Raw genomic sequence first — 18,571 nt, 5'->3', positions numbered from 1 at the left:
AGCAGATAACTTAAGGAATAGGTTCTTTAAAGAAGGAAACGGGGTTTAATAAATGGAAGATACTTTTGCGATTTTTGAAAAAGAGGATAAATTTTGTCCGATTTTGCTAGAGGGGATATTGCATACAGAATTCTTTGAAAAGAATCCATTTGAAGCAAGAGATTCTGATGCTGGAGAATGGAGAACAACAAAAAATATTATGACAGATTTACCTGAAGAATTATGGTTTGTTTCAAAAGATAGAAATTATAATTTTGATTTGAGATGGAAACGTGATGGATTTTTTGTATCGATAGAATTTTTAAACCTATTAAATAAATTCGGAATAGGTAATTTTCATTATACTAAATTGCATATGGTTAACAAGCACAAAGAGAGTATAACTTCAAAGGAATATTTCTATGTGCGATTTTACAATAGGTTAGAAGATGTAATCGATATGGAAAAGTCGAATATTGAATTTTATAAGCAAAATGGACTGATGAAAAAAATATGGGACTTACAACTAAAAAATGCAAATGTACTCCCTGATGTTTTTCTACTAAATAATACGAAGCTTTTAAGTATATTAATTTGTTCAGAAAAGTTTAAAAAAGAAGCTGAGAAACTAAATTTGAAAGGGATTACTTTTGTTCCTTCAAATGAAGCAGGTGTGTATAAACCATAACGGTAATAATACAAGGTGGGAAATTATATGGATATTTTCCAAATAGGAAATGATTTTGACTATTTCGATTTGACTTTTCTTGATAACAAAGATGTGAGTCTTTTTTCAACTTTTAAAGGACAAAAAATAACTTTAGATTGGGAAGCGGAAATTTTTGCTCTATCGAGGGATAAATTACAAAAAAATGAGCGTTTAGATTTTGATGCACGCTGTTTTAGCTCTACTTTAATTGTGAAAAAGAAATTTGAAAATCATATTAAAAAATTATTGCCAAATGAAGTTGAGATGCTTCCAGTAAGGATAAAAGATATTCCAGAGGAGTACCTATTTATAAATGTGTTAAAAGTTATTCCAGCCATTGATTTTGAAGGTTTAGATACGCAACAATCTCTTAGTATGCTAAGGAACAAGGAAATAAAGTTCAAGATAGACGAAATATCAAATGAAATCCTTTTTAGAGATATGAAAATAAACTTTTATTACTGCACTCAAACGTTTATTGATTTTATTGAATGTTATCAAATTAAAGGATTGTTTTTTGAGAAAGTGGGAATTGCAACGTGAGGGCACTAAATGCTTTAAAGTCGGAGAGCGTCCAGCAATAATATAATTCTGCTTTAATTAGAAAAGCTATGATTGAGCGAACAGTGAAGGAGGCTTTAAAGGACAATGAAGAACCTAGCGCATTCGATTTCTAAAATTGAAAATACTAGTAAGTTGCGATATTTAGGAACAATTAATGAAACGAAACAAGAGTTAGAAAAAATTTATAATCTCCCTATTTTAAATCAAACACTTTTGAAATGGTACAGTGATTTACCAAGAGATAAAGACGTAATGTTTTTGTGGACGAACGATTTCTATCTATTTGGAATAGAGAATCTAACGGTAGCTTTAGAGGGCTACAGGTTTATTAGAGACGATAAAGGGTGGATAGATAGCTCAGAGACAATGAAATGGCAGGAGAATTGGATCAATATTGCCAGTTGGAGCGGAAACCCAGTCATTGCAGATATAAGTAAAGAAGAAACGCCAATTTATTACGATTATGCAGGAGGGGATTTTTCCCCGAAACTACTTGTGGATTCACTGGAAAAGTTCGACTATTTTTTGTCGGTTTGGCTTGATAAACATGAGGATAGATATTATAAAAGCGGGGAATATCAATCTGATTTTTTTAATTGTATGGAGAAAGAGTGGAAAGTTAAATTACATAATGAAGAAATTAAATTATTATGCGACTTTCTTCCGATTGCAAAATCAAAAGGAAGTTTTGTCCCAATTGATTCCAAAACTAACGAAAAAGTAAAAAAATATTATGTGTATCTTGAGCATCCAGGTGATCATAAATCAAAAGTGATTCTAGCATTAAAAAAAGAAACTGGACTATCATTCGAAGAAATACGAAATCGTTTAAATAGTAATGAGTTTCTAATAGCTGAGGGATATGGGGAAAATACTTTAGTTTTAGCAAATTATTTTATTTCTTTGGGTGCGAATGTAAAAATTAAGAAAATCTAAAATATTATAGTGAGTTCTTGAGCTTGGCTTATGTAAAAGAAATGCGATTGCATATCGCAATAGACTTAATTAAATTTTCGATTAACCAACTAGCTAACGATAGGGGTAACTTAATGAAATATTTTATGTTAGTCAATGATAGAGATACTTCTCCCATTTATTTAGACGGGGTTTTGCACGAAAGCTTTACTGAAGAAAAATATGTAGAAGGAATGAACTATGAATGGAATCGGCCATTTATTGAACAAATGGCGTTTCCAAAAGACCTTTGGTTAATAACGAGAAGCAAAGTTCAATTTGATTATTATGAAAATTTCTTCGGTCATATACTGTCTGAAAAATTTTTATCTGCAATGGAACAAAGGAATGCATTACAGGATTATGTTATAGCTAATTTGGAAATTGTAAGTACAAAAGGTAGACCAAAAGTAAAGGATGTATTTTTCTTTATGAAATGTATTAATAGACAATCATTGGTTGATTATGAAAAGTCTGCGTTTCTTACAAGAGAAGTGCCAAGCAATGCAAAATTAAAAGTTGGTGGAAGTTTTGTTGATAGATATATTAATTTGGTGTTAAAAGAAACGGACTGTGATTTATTTCAATTAAACGATCTAAAACTAGGAAGATACCTATTTTGTTCGGAGAGATTTAAATCATTGTGTGAAAAGGATGATCTTAAGGGGATTCAATTTATGGATTTAGCGTTAGTGCCTAACTATCTACAATCTATCGTGAATTAACGAAATAGGAGTGAATTTAATGAATAATACAGCATTTTTGTTCGAAGAAGGTTATTGTACCAATACTATAAAAGATGCCCATTTGCTAACGAATAGTGTAACACTAGAAATCCCTATAAATGACACTGTAAGCCAATACGATATTTGTAAATTTAAATTGATTGTTGAAGAAGTGAAAAATGGAACGCAATTATTGTTGGATTCCTCTACATTAGGTGAAAAAATAACAGAAGTACTATATAACGACGTAACTTTTATTGAAGAAGATTTTATTTGTTACATGCATGAAAATAATTTGGAGTTACAAAAGCAAAGCCAAAATAAAGTTATTCAACAAGCTTTTAAAGAGGGGGCAGTTTCTAAAAAAAATGCTTATCGAAAAAATTGTCCGGAATTAAAAGGGGATTACAATATCAAAATTCAAGTTTTTCGTCATGGGATTCAAAAACCTGAATTTTTATCGTCAGAAGCTCCTCTGTTTTTAACCGATTATGAACAAAAGATTGAGACAGTTACTGTCTATGTGCTAATATTCAAAAACTCTATTGATATATATAAGAATAAAAATGTTACCAAATCTAAGGTTTATGGTGGTTTAGGACATCTAGGTTTTTTTATGGTGGATTTAAAACTTTTTAGTGAATTTATAAGGAGTGAAGTTGGGGATGAGCCATTAAACCTTGTTGAGTTATTTACTACAACCAATTTAGTTGATAAATGTTTTGAAGAAGGAATATTAATTGTTACTTGGGGGATTAAGCCTTGGCATTATTATATTCAAGCAATGAATAATTCAATTCTACTTCATGAATGCACTGTTAGAGGAACCTACAAAATAAAAAATGAGATAAAGGAGTTATCTGTAATTCCTGGTGACGAATTACTTACATGGCCGGCATGTCTTGAAAAAAAATGGCCAATTATTCGTTTGGAGGGTACTGGTGAAAAAATTGATCTTACTTTATGTACTTGGTCAGGTGCACTCGGAAATGAAATAATTCCTATGTATATTCTTGAAAGAAGTGAAGAAAGGATAGAGAATGTAAATCCTATTATTAATTACAGTTTCATTTAAATTTAAGGACTGAAATAAAGATGCATTTTGATATTAGGAATGAAACATAACAAAACCACATGAATTAATAGCTGCAAGAATTTTCGAAAAGTTATTAATCACAATACATAGAGTAATGTTCACAATGAGGAAAAAATGGGGGGATATAATTTGAAAAAATATATGATAGTAAATGACAAACTCACGACACCTATTTTCTTAGATGGCGTAATACATGAACATTTTGATGAAACAATGTATCACGAGGGAATGGGGTATAGTTGGAATCGTCATTTTTTTAACAAAGATGATTTGCCGAAAGAATTGTGGTTCATTACCACAAGCAAAATTGAATTTGATTATTATGAAAGTTTTTTAGGGCATATTGTTGAAGAACAGTTATTAAATTTAATAGTTGAGTCGAAAGCGATACAAGATTATGTCATAGCAAAACTACATATAGTTAACACCAAGGGAAAGTCAAAAGTAAAGAAAAATAAAAACTATTATTTCATAAAATATTACGATGGTATTTCATTGGTGGATTATGAAAAATCAGAATTTATTTCTAGAGAAGTACCTAAAAATAAAAGTTTTAAATCGGAAGGTACCTTTGTTGAAAAATATCAGAAAATAATTTTTAACAATACAGATTATGATGTCTTTCGTTTAAAGGATTTAAGATTAAGTTCATACATATTTTGTTCAGAGAAATTTAAGAAACAATGCATTGCACTAAAATTAAAGGGGTTAAAATTTATTGATCTAAATGACGTTGCAACACATATTAACTCCCGGTAGGTTGTAACTGAAAGAGCTGAAATGACTGATTGTATTTCATGAAAATAAGAACGGCTAGGTGAAAAGATAATCAGAGAATATGCTAACTTAATGTACCGTAAAAATCTAGATTTTACTGGACGGTTGAGGGGCTACCACTTCTTAGTAGTCAAAGCCATAAAAGGAGATTTCTATGAATAAGAACGAAGCTTTAAATATCGTTTATGAACATATTTTAGGAGAAAATTCAATATTAATTCAATTGAGAAGGGGGGAAGGATTAAATGAGAATCAATTTAATGAATTAATCACTGCTATGCAGTTTTTAATAGTTGAATTTAAGAGCTTAGATGTTGTTCCAAAAAAACTTGCATTAGCGTTTGTAGATGTAAGTAATTATTTTTATTTTAACGAAAATAAATATTGTTTGGAAGAACAAAACATTATTGAAGATGCTGTTCAGATGATTAGTCAATTGGCAAATGAGTTATTTGACTCAAACAAAGAGTCGGATGACTAATGATTCCGTTATTTCCCAGTTTACGAAAATACATATACTCAGATAACTAAATTAGGAGTTGATATGATGTCAGTTGAAATTACGTTTAAAGATGTTGAAAATGAATCCATTGTGCCCCGACTCGGCGGGTATAGCTTCTTGCCTAAAAATATTGATTGGCCATTAAATCCAAATGGAGATAAATTAACACTTGTATTTTGTTTGCCAACAAATTTCCTTAATGAAACGCTAAATTTAAACTTACCAAAAGAACAGTTCCTCTCTGTTTTTACAACGTATAAAAAGAATGATTACTTTTTAGATTACATCACTTTTCATGGAGATCAAGAAGAGTTAACAAACATTAAACAAGGATTTACAAAGGTTTTATTACACGAAATTGGAGAAATTCGAAATGAATCCAATTTCTTAATACCTGCACAAGCGTTCATTTTAGGCGACAAGTTGAATTTGGACTATGAGAATTTTGATGGTGAAGATTTAGATGATATTGAGATTTACTGTGGTTCATTAATGGGTAATAAAGCATCTTTGTTACAAATAGAAGATTTAGGTTTAAACGATTATCAATTTTGCCTACAAATTTATGGGGGTGATTTTCCAGAGGAATTCCGTAATATCTTTAGCCTAAGCGATTCAATAGGATATTTATTTTTAAACAAAAATTATAATCAGAATGACATAGGTATTTTTTTTACTCAATGTACTTAAGGGGCTTTAAAATGGTGAATCATAGGACAAACGCGGTGAATTAGGAGGGCTAGGATGAACTCAAAAGTACTTGAAATTCGAAATGAATTATTAAATCAGTGGACTGAAGTAGAGCAGATTATAGATAGGATGATTACTACAAAGTTATCTGAGGTTTCTTATTGGAAATTTGCTTCTGATGAATATTATACGCATTTACCATATTTTCATGAGATCAATAAATTTAAAAAGGGAAGAATTTTGAAAAATATAACAAAAGGCGAGAGGTTTAGTAAAAGAATGATTCATTCTTTCGGGTTTAATGAATTAAATCAACTAATTATTATGCAGTATCCACAAACTGATAATAATTTAAAACTTGGTACAGGAACCCAAATATATACTATAAATTCTGATAAAAGTGTGAATACTTTTGTAACGCGTTGGTATCCAGAAAAAAACCACCCTACAAAATTGTTATCTATTAGCGTATTTAAACCTGTAGATGAGCATAGTTGGATGGAGGTTGGTATAGGTGCAGAAAAAAATTGGTCAGCAATGAACTATATTTATAATGACGCTAACGTAATAGAAAATGTCATTGCTTGTAATTCTGATGTAGAAGCGCCATTAACTTATCATTTCATTTACAATAAAGAGGGAAAATTAGATGAAATTAAGATTGGTGAAGTTATATGGTGGAAAAGAAAAATATAATTCAAATGTTACAATTAACTTTTTAAAGTCGAGCAGAATCTTATAATTTTGGAAATTATGCTCGTTTTTTAGTTAAAAGTGAAATGGAAGATAATTTAATCAAACTTCAGATGAAATTAAAAATAAATATTATTCGTATTGGAGACATATTATCACATCCAGGGACTTGGTTTTACCTTCCAACGGTTTGTAATGCCTAAATATTTAGAGACTTAATTGGATTCTTTAAGAACCATTTTCGGTAGTGGAAATTGAGTAATATCATAGTAGAGATACTGCTAATTTTATTTGAAAAGAGGGTGTATAAATATTGAATATTTATGAAATAAAAAGTGACTATGATGTTTTTAATTTTTTTGTATTCAAACAGGGAAGTAATTCTAACTATTTAAACTTTGAAGGTCAAAAGTTAGGAGATAATTGGAATCCTTTACAGTTAGAAATAATCAGAGAAAAAGGAAAGAAAGAGGATTTTGATGCATCATGTTATTTTGATGGAATATTAATTGTGAATGCGGAGCTTAAAAAGATTTTTGAAGTGAATTATGGTGAGAAAATAGAGGTTTTGCCAGTTAATACAGATAGAGGTCTATATTACTTTATAAATGTTACCAATAAAATAAAAGCTATTAAAAATATTGATAAAATGACCACGGAAGAAATAATGGAAATGGTTAGAAATAAATGCTACACATTTGACCTTCAGATTGTAAAAGATCAAGGGATTTTCAGGGATAGTAAAATGTCAGCAAACTATTTTGTTACAGATTCCTTTATCAGGTTAATGAACAATAATCGAATCAAGGGCTTACGTTATGAAAAAATTGGACATGCAGAATAGAATAGTCAATATTATTTATACAGCGCTGCTTATTAAAGAGTCAATACAAAACTAGACTTTAAGGGGGAGAAATAGATGAGCTATTTCAGATTATTAGCTTCTTATAAACGAGATGTATATTTCTTTTATTCTGATGAGAATCCATATAATCGATTTGACTTGGAAAAAGGTCTGGCATATGTTCAACATGACAAACTACTATACGTAGTAGATAGGCTCGATTCTGATTTAGATCAGTATGATATTTTACCAACTGTGGGTGGCAAGTTGGTAAGCTTAAAGCTAAAAAAGCTAATAGAAAAATTAGGTTCAGATTGTGAGTTTATTCCTGCAATTATTAAATCTACTGAAACAGGAGAAACCAATGATTCTTACTTCGTAATGAATGTTTTAAATTTAATTCCTTGTTTAGATCATAATAGATCAGACTATGACCCATTAGTTAAATCCAGACCTGATGGACCAATTAGTTTAAATTTTATTGCTCTTATTCCAGATTCTCTAAATGGATATCATGTAGTAAGAATGAAAGAATCAAAAGAAGAGATAGTTGTAGATGAAGTTTTTGTGGAAGCTTGCAGAAAAGAAAAAATTAAAGGTGTTCTATTGGTTAAAGAAGGTAATGTACGTAGTCCAGACTTTGTTGAACTTACATAGTGTTGTTAATTGGTATAAAAATATAGAATTGAGTCCCTTTTCGAAAATATAGGCTAAGTTATGCAAGATTATGAGAACTGGCATAAAAGCTTATAAGGAAGAACAGTTAAAAGGAGTTTTCTTATTGGCATTTTAGACCGCTTTCTGCTCAACAATATAGAAGAGACAGGGGGATTGGTGTTTTTCCTTAGTAAGTTTCTTGAAATCCATGGTAGCAAAATTAAGCATCGTATGCATGGACAGTTTTTATCCCGTTAGGATTGTCCTTCGCATACAATGCTTTTCTTTTGCATCTGCAAAGACACGTTTACTCGTGTCTTCACGTAATGCATATATTTGTTTGTTGTACGAAAGAGAAGAACCCCATCTGTTTTCGTTGGGAGAACGTTAGAACATATGATTTAATTGTCTTTTTTTGATAACAATTTATACCAAGGTTTACCAATGAAAAATAATGGAATCAAAATTAAGGCAAACAGACTATTTTTATTAAATCCGTTACTCCCTAAAATAAGAAGAACACCAAATAACGCTAAAACTCTTACAATTGTATTCAAATGTGCTTCCTCCCTTATTATCATTACTACTTTTATATATAATATAATATATTTTTCTGATATTTACGAATTATTAATTTTATAAATAGGAGCATTCCTGTTAGAAGAATTTTCAGGGGCTTGGAAAAGAAAAAGCCCTCTTGTATGATGCATGAGTGTCAACGCCTAAATTGACCCATCATCACACAGGAGAACAAATTGCCACACTTCTAGAGCAATACAAATTGATGCAAAGCGAACTAGCCACTCTAACAGAACATTTAATCGAACTATCGAAAGAAATAACAGACTATGAATACGTAAGTTCTGTTCCAGGCATCGGCGACGTAACGATGGTCGAGCTGCTTTCAGAAGTCGGCACTCTCACACAATATGAGCATCCACGCCAATTAATGAAGCTAGCGGGACTCATATTGCGTGAAAACTCTTCTGGACAGCACAAAGGGCAAAACGGATTTCTAAACGTGGCAGAAGGAAACTCCGAGCCCTGTTATTCCGAGTGATGATACCGTTAATTCGCCATAATAAAGCCTTTAAGCAATTACATGACTATTACACGACACGCGCTGTCAATCCCCTTTGTAAGAAGCAATCGATTGTCGTGCTCTGTGGAAAGTTACTGAAGATTTTACACAGCTTGTGCAAGAAGAAAGTGCATTTTGATGTGAGTCACATGATGAAAGACCTTTATTGTCTCCAAGAGGCAGCCTAAGCATCATCAAAGCTCGATCTACAACAGAAGGAATGTATGCGCAAGGACGCCAAGAGACATGGGAAGGTCCACCATCATAAGCTACGCAATCCAAAAGTGTATTAATATAACACTGGATCAGGAAATCATTACTAGTAAAATCAACATTTATAGAGGGAAGGTAACTAATATGAAACAAAAAATGAATAAGCTATATAGAGAAATAGCAGAAACAGTTAATGAAATGATTCCAGTAAAATGGGGGGAATTTTATTTTTATGCTCAAATATCAGAATCAGGAGGGGGGACTTATTTTTTTTACAATACACCCGAGAATAGACAATCCTTTAATTATAGTGTAAAAATACCAATTAACTATGCTATTGAAAAAGATGAATATAAAATTAATAAAAGAAAGCTGTTTGAATTGAGTGATGAACTTAGAAATGTTTTCAAAGATAACCAACAAGAACTTTGGTATTCCTTTACAATGTCTCTTGAGAGTAGTGGAGATTTTAAGATTCATTATGATTATACAAATTGGCTTGATACAGAATATAGCTTTAGTGATCAAATGATTATATGGAAAAATAAATACTTAGGTGAAGTTCCAAATGATGAAAATTATAAAGCGTTAATTGAAAAGTACTATATTGAATTTCCTAATAATCCGATTTGACTAAATGAAATACTATTAAACTTAATTTAATTTTACCATTATTTGATACGTTATTTTGAAATGCAACCTATCATTGATAACAGCGACGAAAAATATATTGGGAGGCCATTAAACTGTTCTTCTTTTAAAGATTCGATATATTATTTAAGATTCTAATTTAGAAATACTTTAAATTCTGTAAGTAAAAAAACAGCTTATGCAACCATTTTAAGGGAGTATGAGCTGTTTATTTTGCATTGTGAGAATGTTAAAACGATCTATTAAACAAGAAGTCCTAGATGGCTTGGATGGGGCGATTTATTATGGGGAGACAAGGTAAATGCGGCCCTCTCCTTAGGAGCAGAAAAAGCCAATAAACACCTAGAGACCGTAAAAGATAAGTTCCAAACAAAAGTGGAGGAAGTAAAGGACCAGTTCCGTCAGTTGGGAACACCGCCGTTGGAGTAGGTCGGTGTGAACGTAGGCCGAATAACGGATACGGGAACAGTTGGAAAAATAAGCCATCGAATAGTTCCAAACCACCAGGAAAAGATAGTAAACCTGCTGACGGAACTAAGGGTACGGGTAAGAATGTAAAGGATTATATTGATGATAGAGTTGATGTGTCGGGTAATGTCGATGCTACTAAGATGAACAAGCTTAAATGCTATTCAAAATAATACTTTTTACTGTAGATGAGTTATCTGAGATTAGTAAAGAATATAATGAAGCATTATTTAAATTTGATTTTGGTAAGTATCTGAGAGGGCTAGTAGGTGACCTACCTACCGCTATGATAAATCCACATGTACATCATATTTTATTTAAAAAAGGTCTGGGTCAAAGTGCTTTTTGTTTTTGTAAGAATATTGTGTTGAACAACATAAAAATGCTTAAGTGAAATTCATAACTCATGAAGGTAGTACCATCAAGGCATTCTGTTTTAATACTTGGTTTGAAAAAATAATACGATAATTAGGCGTTAATAATAAAATGCCTGAGAAGTCAGAGAGATCACATTTTACATAGTGATTAGTATGAGAGGGAAGGGTAAAAAAAGAATGATATTGACATAGCCTTTGCGATAAAAAAACAACAAACGAAAATGACTTACGTAGGCTAGAATTGAATAGTTTTTTAAAAAAAGGGTGTATAAGGTTTTCTTTATCAGGTTAATGAATAATAATCTAAATGCTTACGTTACGCAAAGATAGGCGTTTATAAAAATGTAAGTTGTTTCTATGATAGAATAAAAATGGTATTATATGTTTGTGAGAAGTGATTTTTAGTATGACAATCAACATCAAAGGAGGAACCATTGTGAAAAAACTTGATTCTAAATTCGAATACTTGTCGGATATGTACGAAGATTCGTATTATCCAACGTTTTTAGTAAATAAAATTAAAGAGAATATTATGAAATTAGTCCATTTTATTGAAGAGGGTCATCATACAGTTGAAGCGGTGCAGGAAAAGTTGGATGAAATGACTGTAGCAATCAATGACCTACAGGATGAGTTTTATCAACAAGATAGTGAAATTGAAACGGTTGCACGAGATTCAATAGCCATAACAGTAGAAGAAATTTTACAATATTTTGAGATTGATATAGATATCGAAGAAGCATTAAGAGAACGAGATTGGTGAAAAATTAAATACGTAATAAAAGATTTATGCTATAAAATTTCGTCTTAACCTGTACTTTTAAACATACTTTTTATCTTAATATTTGGCCAATTGATAAATTTGATTTCTTACATCGTGAAGATGGAAAATATAATTTTAATGTGGCGAAAATGGATAGTTAAAAAAGAAGCTTAAAAACCTTAAATTGAAGGGTATCACCTCAATCTGATATCGATGCATTTAAACCTTATTTATAGCAACAAGTAATAATCGAGATATGGAGGTGGGTCATAGTTGTATGAAAGTTTTTTGATGAGTTTGGAAAAAGATTGGTCTTGGCAGTCAGAAACGATTTTAAAGAATTGTCAAAAAAGATTGGGAACGAGAGAATATATGCAGTTTGTTTGATAACTGATAGTAATGCTATGACAGTAACTTTAGTAATAAATACATATGAAAAGGTTGAATCAAATTATCAAAAATACATTCAGGGGAAGTCAGAGTGTGTAAAAGACGAAATCTTATACAAAACGGTAAAATGGGTTCCAGCTAAAATGGGAATATGGTGATACTGATCTTGAGCAGAGTGAGATAGAATTAGTATCAGACTATTTAGCTGAGAAATGAGAGACTATTGAAGAAAGTAAGTTTAAGCAGTTTGAAGCGAAACTTTATGAAACAATGACTGAGTCATTACTTACATTACGAAATGAAGGATTGTTTTGTTGTTCTAAAAAAGAAGAGATTATAGTTTTGATTTCTATTTCTGATGATGAAAGAGCTGAAATGGTTGAGAATTATTCTGCGGGGCTATTAAATTCAGAAAATATCAGAAATAATTTTGAGAAGAGATGGAATTAAAAAACTTCTAATTAATAATATTTTCTTTGAAAGAAGGAATAATCAATGAAATTCGCATTTATAAAAAATAATACAACCCTTCAGTTTACACCGATAAATAGTGATGAAATTGAACACGTTGAAGGAGAACTAGGCATTACATTTCCAAATGAACTAAAGTTATTATTGATGGAGATTGGTTATGGTTCTTTTATTGGTGAAGATGAACTAGATGAAAATTGTATATTAAGTCCATCATCGATTCGAGATTTTCGATTGAGACAAGGCTATTTTGAAGCATTTCCACGTTACGATGAAATTAATAAATTAATTTTTTTTATCGGGTGGGAATCAGTGCCTTTTTCAATTGAATTAACCGAAGAACAACAAAATCCTGTTTATAATAACAAAAATAAGATTGCAAACTCTCTTGAAGAATTTTTATTAAAGATTAGCGAAAATCCTGAATATTACCAACCTGATTAAGTATAAGGCTGTCAATATTTAAATACCACACATCATAAGACTTTTTCCCTTGAAAATTTATACACATCTATTCAAGCACTTGATTGCCTAATAAGCAACAAGTGTTTTTTTATGTTTAAGACTACATTTCCTCATTAGAATTATTGAAAGCTGAGAAGAGTGTGTAACTATATTCATACTCGTTAATTTATTATTTAATTCTTCTTAAAAAGGTATTTAGATATAGAAAATGAGTTGAAATTTATAAAAAAATCAAAAAAATATGATTTTATATAAAAAAACAATATTGTATAATGATTGTAAATTTTAATACTAATCATTGGGAGGTCTATATGTCAATTAATACGAACTTTAATCAGCCAAATTCGACACTTGTAACTGTGAAAAGATCTAGTAGCACTACGCCATTAATTGCTACATCAAACCAAAACAATGACAAAAACATTCAAAATTTTGCAATGCAACAACAAAGAGACACCGTATCTATCTCGAGTGAAGCAAGAAATAGGTTGCTAGCGGCTCGTGCTTCTGTGAGATCTAACTCATGGGTAGATACAGCCTTAGATTGGGCAAAATCTACAGTTAGTTGGCTTAAAAAAGCGGGCCAATTTGCTGTAGATGCAGCTAAAGAAGGCATTAACTTTTTAGTACTTGATGATGTTAGAACGATTTTTAATCCGAATGCGGGCATTACAGAAAAAGGGGTAGCGTTAGTTTCCCTCTTCCCAGCAGGAAAAGTAGTGAAATCAGGGAAATTATTCGAGCTATTGAGAAAAGCGGGGAAATCCGCGGATGTTGATGCCTTTGCTGGTTTAGGTAAAATTCAAAAGTTTAATGCTAAAGGAATTTTATTAGATGGAGATAGCCGTACGGGTTGGGACCACATTTACAAAAGACATGTTGCGGGAACTACTGCAAATAGGGGGACCACATTATTTCCTAGAGCACTCGGTGATGCACAGATAAAAAATTTAATTATGGAATCATTAGAAAAAGGAACTTTAAAAAGTACGCATGCTAATGGAATGAAAATTTACACATACCGCCCAAGAAAATATGGTATTTCTGAGATGACAACAGTTGTCACAAAAGATAATATTATTAAAACATCTTATCCTAATGGTGGAACATCGGTAATAAGAAAATAAAGGAGGGAGCCTAAAAATGAAAATTAGATTTGATTTAGAAGATGACGATTTATCAGTTCTGCAAAATAAGAATATCCGTGCTGATTTTTATCTCGACAGTTATTTAGAAGTATTTGTACTTGAAAATAATAAGGAAATTTTTCTCTTTTCCACAACAATACACAGTACAATTATTATTACATTCAGTCGACAATTATTAGAATTATACGAAACAGGTAAGAAACTTGTTCTTGATACTTTTGGTAATGCCAACGTCTATACTTTTAAAAAAGTGGGGAATAATATAGTTATTACCAATTTTGATGTATTCACTAATGCAGAAGCATGGCAATATACATTTGATTTTAATGCATTTTTGAAGGCTTATACAAACGAGTTACGAAGACATTTGCGAAATTTGACAGAAAAAGATGCAAACATTATAAAATGTTCAGACTTTATCTTATTAAAAGAAAGCTTAAAGAGTTTAGAAGCGGTTGCCAATGCAATTTAATTTAGAGAGGTAAGCTAACAATGAAAATTAGATTTGATTTAGAAGATGACGATGTTTCGGTTTTTCATAATAAAAACGTGCATGCTGATTTTTATCTCGACAGCTATTTGGAAGTATTTGTGATTGAAGATAACAAAGAAATTTTACTCTTCTTTACAACGATACACAGTACCATAGTGATTGATTTCAATCAACTATTAATAGAATTGCATCAAACAGGCAAGGAACAAGTTCTTGATACATTTGGTAATGCCAACGTCTATACCTTTAAAAAAGTAGGAAGTAATCTGCTGATTACAAATTTTGATGAATTCTCTAATTCACAAGAATGGCAATATACGTTTGATTTTATGGCATTTACGAAGGCGTATACAAACGAGTTGCGACAGCATTTGAAAAATTTAGTAGAAAAAGATGCAAAGATTATCAAACGTCCAAACTTTATGTTACTTAGACAAGGGTTAAATGAACTGGAAATAGTTGTAGCGCCGTGATATGATTCTTCTTATTTGGAGATACTCGTATATTATGACAATAATAATTGAAACAAAGAAAGAAGAGGTTTCTCTATGTTTTGAGATGCCTCTTTTGTTAATTGTTAGTTTACTATATGTCGATTTATGTTTTTGTCAATATGTATGTTGTAGAGCCCTGTTTGATTTATGTACTTCAACAGTTTTAATCAAAAGAATACTAGAACTGTGCTGGGAATTAGGTAGAATTTACTTTTTTAGATTGTTCAACAATAATAAGGGAAATTTTTGTTTTTTTACCGATATATATCGTAGGAAACAAAAAGGAGGTCAACACGTTTTGAATAAAAAATATCTTTTTACAGTAGCGGCTATTCCCGCAGCATTTGTTGTACCTGCTGTAGCAGGGGCAGAAGAAGTAACGACCCTTACAATAACAGGTAACCCATTAGTAGGTGTAACGCTTAATGCCGACTTAAAAGGTGCACCAGCTGGCACATACATAAAAAGTTATCAGTGGTATTATGTTGAAGGGGGTTCCAATAAACCGATTCCTAGTGCAACAGAGGCTACATTTAAATTACCGGTAGAGGCAGAAGGTAAAACAGTCCTAGTGGAGGCTGTGACGACGACAGATACTAAATATACGAGTAGCCCAATAGTGGTACCAGAATTGTCCTTAAAAATTGAGAAACCTACTTTTGAGGGATACAGTCCAACAGATAATGTATTACCTGGTGATACAGTGAAAGTTATCGGAGCTAAAGTTACTGATACGAAGGGTGCTGTAATCCAAAGTAATCAAATTACATATAGCTATGAATGGTTTTATAAAACGGGTGATGTGTTTACGATTATTACGGGTGTAAATACAGAGTCCTTTACGATTCCTAAAGATGCGCTTGAAACAAATAAAAAAGATATATCGGTCAGAGTAATCGCGAAAGTCGGTACTAAGAGAGTGGAATCTGATTTCACAGAAGTGCTAACTGTTTCGAAACAGCCAATTGAAACACTTATGACGAGCATTACGAATTTACGCAAAAGCGATAGCAAGTATCAGGTAACAAACTTTGCATCATTTGAAGCGAATGTAAAAGCATTAGAAGCGAAATACCAAGCTCTTTCAGCTACTGCAAAGGCAAGCATTACGAACTATGATGTACTAAAGCGTGCATTGGCAGATGTTGAGGCTATTAGCAAATTAAATAAGCAATTAGACAATATTCCAGCTGGGCAAAAAGACCTAGCGAAATATATTAGCGAACTAGAAGCGTCTTATGACAAGCTTGATTTATTACAACGTAGTTTAGACGTAAATGATACTTTGTACAGTGGTATTAAAGCTTTAGTAAAAGAACCATCTGATACCGCAGATTTAGCTGAAGTGAGAAGAATTAATAATGAGATTGTGGCGCTATTAAACTATGATAGTGCGCTCATTAAATATGCCCCTAACAGTGTCGAATCGTTACAGCAAGCGGTAAACAAAATAGAAGCTGATATTGCGAAACTATCGAAAAATTATCAAGTAGCTGTACAAAATCAAACGATACTTAAAGACGCAAAGCAAGATTTGAAAAAGATAGAACAGTTTATTAAACTTTTCGATAAATTGACAGCAAATACGACGGCGAACAAGCAGGTGACAATTGCTAAATCCATTCGCTCTAGCTATGAAAAATTAACGTATAAACAATTGCTTTTAGTGCCAAATGACTATAAAGTGAAGTTGCTTAATGCGGAAAATGCTGAGCAGGATATGATCAATCGTTTGAATGCGGAAATTAAAGCGTATATTGGTGATAAGCAATATCAAATTAAGCCTACAGCAGATTCATGGCAAGGCTATGTGAACAATATTAATAAAATCGTATCGGATTATAAAAGTTTAACAAAAAATTCAGCGGCTAAAATTATCGACTATGATCGTATTTTAATCTTGCAAAAAGACTTTAAAGCGGCTGAAAAAGTTATTAAAGATATAGATGGCTATAAAAAGCTTGCTAACACAGCTGGCGTTACAGAAAGTAAGCTGAAAACGAGCTACAGTAATACACTAAAAGCATACAATAAATTAACGACTTTACAGCAATCACTAGTTTATAATGCACAGGAATTTTTAAATAGCTCTCCTAATATAACGGTAGGGAATAATGGCAATGAACCTACTGATAAGGCAGATGCGGAAGCACTGAAAGTTAAAATACAAGCTTTCGCCAATGTAACAAGTTATACATTTACGCAATTTGAAGCGGAAGTAGAAGAGGCAACAAAGCAATATAAAAAATTGTCATCTCCAGCACGAAAATATGTAACAAACTATGATTTATTAACTACAGCGACAAAAGATCTTACTGGTGTAAGAGCATTCCATAAAAAAGTACAAGCAGCTCGAGAAGAACTAGATGTTGCAAAGCAAACGAAAAAAATTGAATCAGTCGAAGCGGCTTATGCGAAATTGCCTGCCAATCAACAGCATTTAGCGAAGGCACAGTACGAGGATTTATTAAAAAATCGTTTAGTAGACACGACTGCACCTGATATTTCGAAATTAATACAAGATATTGCGGCAATTGAAACGGATGATTTATATAAAGTATCCATACAGGATATTCAAAACTTGGCGAACCAATATAATAAACTAAGTTCCAGCGATAAAAAACGCGTAACAAATGCGTCAATTTTAACAGCAGCTATAGCAGATGTTAAAAAGGTAGAGTCATTTATGAAGCAATACGATAAGTCGTTTGCAAGCAATCCGACAACAGTTATTAAAGCATTTGCGAAGTTAACATCTAAACAAATGAGCTTAGTCAATGAAAATGTTCGCCAACAAATTATCGCCAAGGAGAAAGAACTTCAGCAAGCAAACGATATTGCATTAACGTTAATAGAGGACATTAATTCACTTGTCCAAAATGGCGATTATATTGCGAATTTAGAAGCGAAAGTGACGCAAATTCGCACTGCTTACGATAAACTAACTGCTTCTGAAAAAAGTGTTGTGAAAAATTATTCGAAGCTGACACAGGCAGAGAATGACTTGAAAAAAGTAGCAGAGGTTCATGCGCTATATGTACCTGATGCAAATGGCAATGAAGCTGCTCGCAAAGCTTGGCAAACAGCCTATGGTAAACTCTCTAAAAAACTAGAAAATCTGTATAAGAATATGTACGCAGGCGATCTGTAAGCAGACTTCTGTGTAATCTGTAAAAATAGTATGTAAGGGGAAAAGACAAACCTTACATACTATTTTTGTCTTAGTCTAACAGGGGCTAATTTGGTATTATATTTAAGGTAAGGTTTGAGAAGTCATTCATTGTGTATACTAAGTCCGAAAAGCAGTAACTGTTTAGACATTTTCTTTTGTCATACCTTATGACAGACGCTACAATACATGGTTGAC

The 18,571-nt window shown here is 31.9% G+C and carries 21 protein-coding genes and 1 pseudogene; 21 read left to right on the top strand and 1 reads right to left on the bottom strand.

Features of this window, described 5'->3' with window-relative positions; genetic code table 11:
• The first annotated feature begins 52 nt into the window (after positions 1–52).
• The 11 genes from C9J37_RS22025 (at position 53) to C9J37_RS21975 (ending at position 8,190) form a co-directional block, all read left to right on the top strand.
• Positions 53–667: an Imm43 family immunity protein gene (locus tag C9J37_RS22025; protein ID WP_107897086.1), complete on the top strand. Its 615-nt coding sequence runs from the start codon at positions 53–55 to the stop codon at positions 665–667.
• Positions 668–694: 27 nt separating this feature from the next.
• Complete coding sequence (locus tag C9J37_RS22020) at positions 695–1,231, top strand: hypothetical protein (protein ID WP_107897085.1); 537 nt, start codon at positions 695–697, stop codon at positions 1,229–1,231.
• A gap of 105 nt (positions 1,232–1,336) precedes the next feature.
• Complete coding sequence (locus tag C9J37_RS22015; RefSeq protein WP_107897084.1) at positions 1,337–2,188, top strand: hypothetical protein; 852 nt, start codon at positions 1,337–1,339, stop codon at positions 2,186–2,188.
• A 23-nt stretch (positions 2,189–2,211) separates the two neighbouring features.
• The gene (locus C9J37_RS22010) at positions 2,212–2,931 is read left to right on the top strand and encodes an Imm43 family immunity protein (protein ID WP_107897083.1); all 720 of its coding nucleotides are present in this window, start codon (positions 2,212–2,214) and stop codon (positions 2,929–2,931) included.
• A gap of 19 nt (positions 2,932–2,950) precedes the next feature.
• Positions 2,951–4,006 (top strand): hypothetical protein, encoded by a 1,056-nt coding sequence (locus tag C9J37_RS22005; RefSeq protein WP_107897082.1) that lies wholly within the window; start codon positions 2,951–2,953, stop codon positions 4,004–4,006.
• Between the two features lie 150 nt (positions 4,007–4,156).
• On the top strand, positions 4,157–4,786 hold the full coding sequence (locus C9J37_RS22000) for an Imm43 family immunity protein (protein WP_167397392.1): 630 nt from the start codon (positions 4,157–4,159) through the stop codon (positions 4,784–4,786).
• 172 nt (positions 4,787–4,958) lie between these two features.
• Positions 4,959–5,285 (top strand): hypothetical protein, encoded by a 327-nt coding sequence (locus tag C9J37_RS21995; protein ID WP_107897080.1) that lies wholly within the window; start codon positions 4,959–4,961, stop codon positions 5,283–5,285.
• Between the two features lie 66 nt (positions 5,286–5,351).
• The gene (locus C9J37_RS21990) at positions 5,352–5,996 is read left to right on the top strand and encodes a DUF1963 domain-containing protein (protein ID WP_107897079.1); all 645 of its coding nucleotides are present in this window, start codon (positions 5,352–5,354) and stop codon (positions 5,994–5,996) included.
• Positions 5,997–6,050: 54 nt separating this feature from the next.
• Entirely contained in the window at positions 6,051–6,692 is a 642-nt protein-coding gene (locus C9J37_RS21985; RefSeq protein WP_107897078.1) for a hypothetical protein, read from the top strand.
• Positions 6,693–7,002: 310 nt separating this feature from the next.
• On the top strand, positions 7,003–7,533 hold the full coding sequence (locus C9J37_RS21980) for an imm11 family protein (RefSeq protein ID WP_107897077.1): 531 nt from the start codon (positions 7,003–7,005) through the stop codon (positions 7,531–7,533).
• A gap of 75 nt (positions 7,534–7,608) precedes the next feature.
• Complete coding sequence (locus C9J37_RS21975) at positions 7,609–8,190, top strand: imm11 family protein (RefSeq protein ID WP_107897076.1); 582 nt, start codon at positions 7,609–7,611, stop codon at positions 8,188–8,190.
• A 401-nt stretch (positions 8,191–8,591) separates the two neighbouring features.
• On the opposite strand, the gene C9J37_RS28480 is transcribed toward C9J37_RS21975, so the two are convergent.
• Positions 8,592–8,747 (bottom strand): hypothetical protein, encoded by a 156-nt coding sequence (locus C9J37_RS28480; RefSeq protein WP_167397391.1) that lies wholly within the window; start codon positions 8,745–8,747, stop codon positions 8,592–8,594.
• Between the two features lie 194 nt (positions 8,748–8,941).
• Here C9J37_RS28480 and C9J37_RS29120 point away from each other — a divergent pair.
• The 10 genes and pseudogenes from C9J37_RS29120 to C9J37_RS21915 form a co-directional block, all read left to right on the top strand.
• Positions 8,942–9,459 (top strand): annotated as a pseudogene (locus C9J37_RS29120) (transposase); the annotation flags it as partial.
• Between the two features lie 169 nt (positions 9,460–9,628).
• The gene (locus C9J37_RS21960) at positions 9,629–10,117 is read left to right on the top strand and encodes an antitoxin YezG family protein (protein WP_107897073.1); all 489 of its coding nucleotides are present in this window, start codon (positions 9,629–9,631) and stop codon (positions 10,115–10,117) included.
• A gap of 1,299 nt (positions 10,118–11,416) precedes the next feature.
• A complete protein-coding gene (locus tag C9J37_RS21950) occupies positions 11,417–11,743 on the top strand; it encodes a DUF5713 family protein (protein WP_268808044.1) in 327 nt (108 codons plus the stop codon).
• A gap of 308 nt (positions 11,744–12,051) precedes the next feature.
• Entirely contained in the window at positions 12,052–12,291 is a 240-nt protein-coding gene (locus tag C9J37_RS29755; RefSeq protein ID WP_107897071.1) for a DUF4303 domain-containing protein, read from the top strand.
• A gap of 64 nt (positions 12,292–12,355) precedes the next feature.
• Positions 12,356–12,583, top strand: coding sequence for a DUF4303 domain-containing protein (locus C9J37_RS29750; RefSeq protein WP_407656264.1), 228 nt, complete (start codon positions 12,356–12,358; stop codon positions 12,581–12,583).
• Positions 12,584–12,628: 45 nt separating this feature from the next.
• Entirely contained in the window at positions 12,629–13,048 is a 420-nt protein-coding gene (locus C9J37_RS21935; protein WP_107897069.1) for an SMI1/KNR4 family protein, read from the top strand.
• Positions 13,049–13,380: 332 nt separating this feature from the next.
• Positions 13,381–14,196 carry a hypothetical protein gene (locus C9J37_RS21930; RefSeq protein ID WP_107897068.1) on the top strand — a complete coding sequence of 272 codons (816 nt, stop codon included), beginning with the start codon at positions 13,381–13,383 and terminating at the stop codon, positions 14,194–14,196.
• A gap of 16 nt (positions 14,197–14,212) precedes the next feature.
• Complete coding sequence (locus C9J37_RS21925) at positions 14,213–14,689, top strand: hypothetical protein (RefSeq protein WP_069513068.1); 477 nt, start codon at positions 14,213–14,215, stop codon at positions 14,687–14,689.
• 20 nt (positions 14,690–14,709) lie between these two features.
• The gene (locus C9J37_RS21920; RefSeq protein WP_107897067.1) at positions 14,710–15,183 is read left to right on the top strand and encodes a hypothetical protein; all 474 of its coding nucleotides are present in this window, start codon (positions 14,710–14,712) and stop codon (positions 15,181–15,183) included.
• A 319-nt stretch (positions 15,184–15,502) separates the two neighbouring features.
• Positions 15,503–18,355, top strand: a complete 2,853-nt coding sequence (locus C9J37_RS21915; protein ID WP_107897066.1) for a hypothetical protein — start codon at positions 15,503–15,505, stop codon at positions 18,353–18,355.
• Positions 18,356–18,571: the final 216 nt, after the last annotated feature.

Origin of the sequence: Lysinibacillus mangiferihumi (assembly GCF_003049665.1) — a bacterium.
Taxonomy (GTDB): Bacteria; Bacillota; Bacilli; order Bacillales_A; family Planococcaceae; genus Lysinibacillus; species Lysinibacillus mangiferihumi.
Note: the sequence above shows the minus strand (reverse complement) of the source record. Positions and strands in the feature narration are given on the sequence as shown.

Excerpts from the sequence above, each read along its gene's own strand:
- C9J37_RS22025 (WP_107897086.1), top strand. The coding sequence starts at position 53 with ATGGAAGATACTTTTGCGATTTTTGAAAAAGAGGATAAATTTTGTCCG.
- C9J37_RS22020 (WP_107897085.1), top strand. The coding sequence starts at position 695 with ATGGATATTTTCCAAATAGGAAATGATTTTGACTATTTCGATTTGACT.
- C9J37_RS22015 (WP_107897084.1), top strand. The coding sequence starts at position 1,337 with ATGAAGAACCTAGCGCATTCGATTTCTAAAATTGAAAATACTAGTAAG.
- C9J37_RS22005 (WP_107897082.1), top strand. The coding sequence starts at position 2,951 with ATGAATAATACAGCATTTTTGTTCGAAGAAGGTTATTGTACCAATACT.
- C9J37_RS21995 (WP_107897080.1), top strand. The coding sequence starts at position 4,959 with ATGAATAAGAACGAAGCTTTAAATATCGTTTATGAACATATTTTAGGA.
- C9J37_RS21990 (WP_107897079.1), top strand. The coding sequence starts at position 5,352 with ATGTCAGTTGAAATTACGTTTAAAGATGTTGAAAATGAATCCATTGTG.
- C9J37_RS21985 (WP_107897078.1), top strand. The coding sequence starts at position 6,051 with ATGAACTCAAAAGTACTTGAAATTCGAAATGAATTATTAAATCAGTGG.
- C9J37_RS21975 (WP_107897076.1), top strand. The coding sequence starts at position 7,609 with ATGAGCTATTTCAGATTATTAGCTTCTTATAAACGAGATGTATATTTC.
- C9J37_RS21960 (WP_107897073.1), top strand. The coding sequence starts at position 9,629 with ATGAAACAAAAAATGAATAAGCTATATAGAGAAATAGCAGAAACAGTT.
- C9J37_RS21935 (WP_107897069.1), top strand. The coding sequence starts at position 12,629 with ATGAAATTCGCATTTATAAAAAATAATACAACCCTTCAGTTTACACCG.
- C9J37_RS21930 (WP_107897068.1), top strand. The coding sequence starts at position 13,381 with ATGTCAATTAATACGAACTTTAATCAGCCAAATTCGACACTTGTAACT.
- C9J37_RS21925 (WP_069513068.1), top strand. The coding sequence starts at position 14,213 with ATGAAAATTAGATTTGATTTAGAAGATGACGATTTATCAGTTCTGCAA.
- C9J37_RS21920 (WP_107897067.1), top strand. The coding sequence starts at position 14,710 with ATGAAAATTAGATTTGATTTAGAAGATGACGATGTTTCGGTTTTTCAT.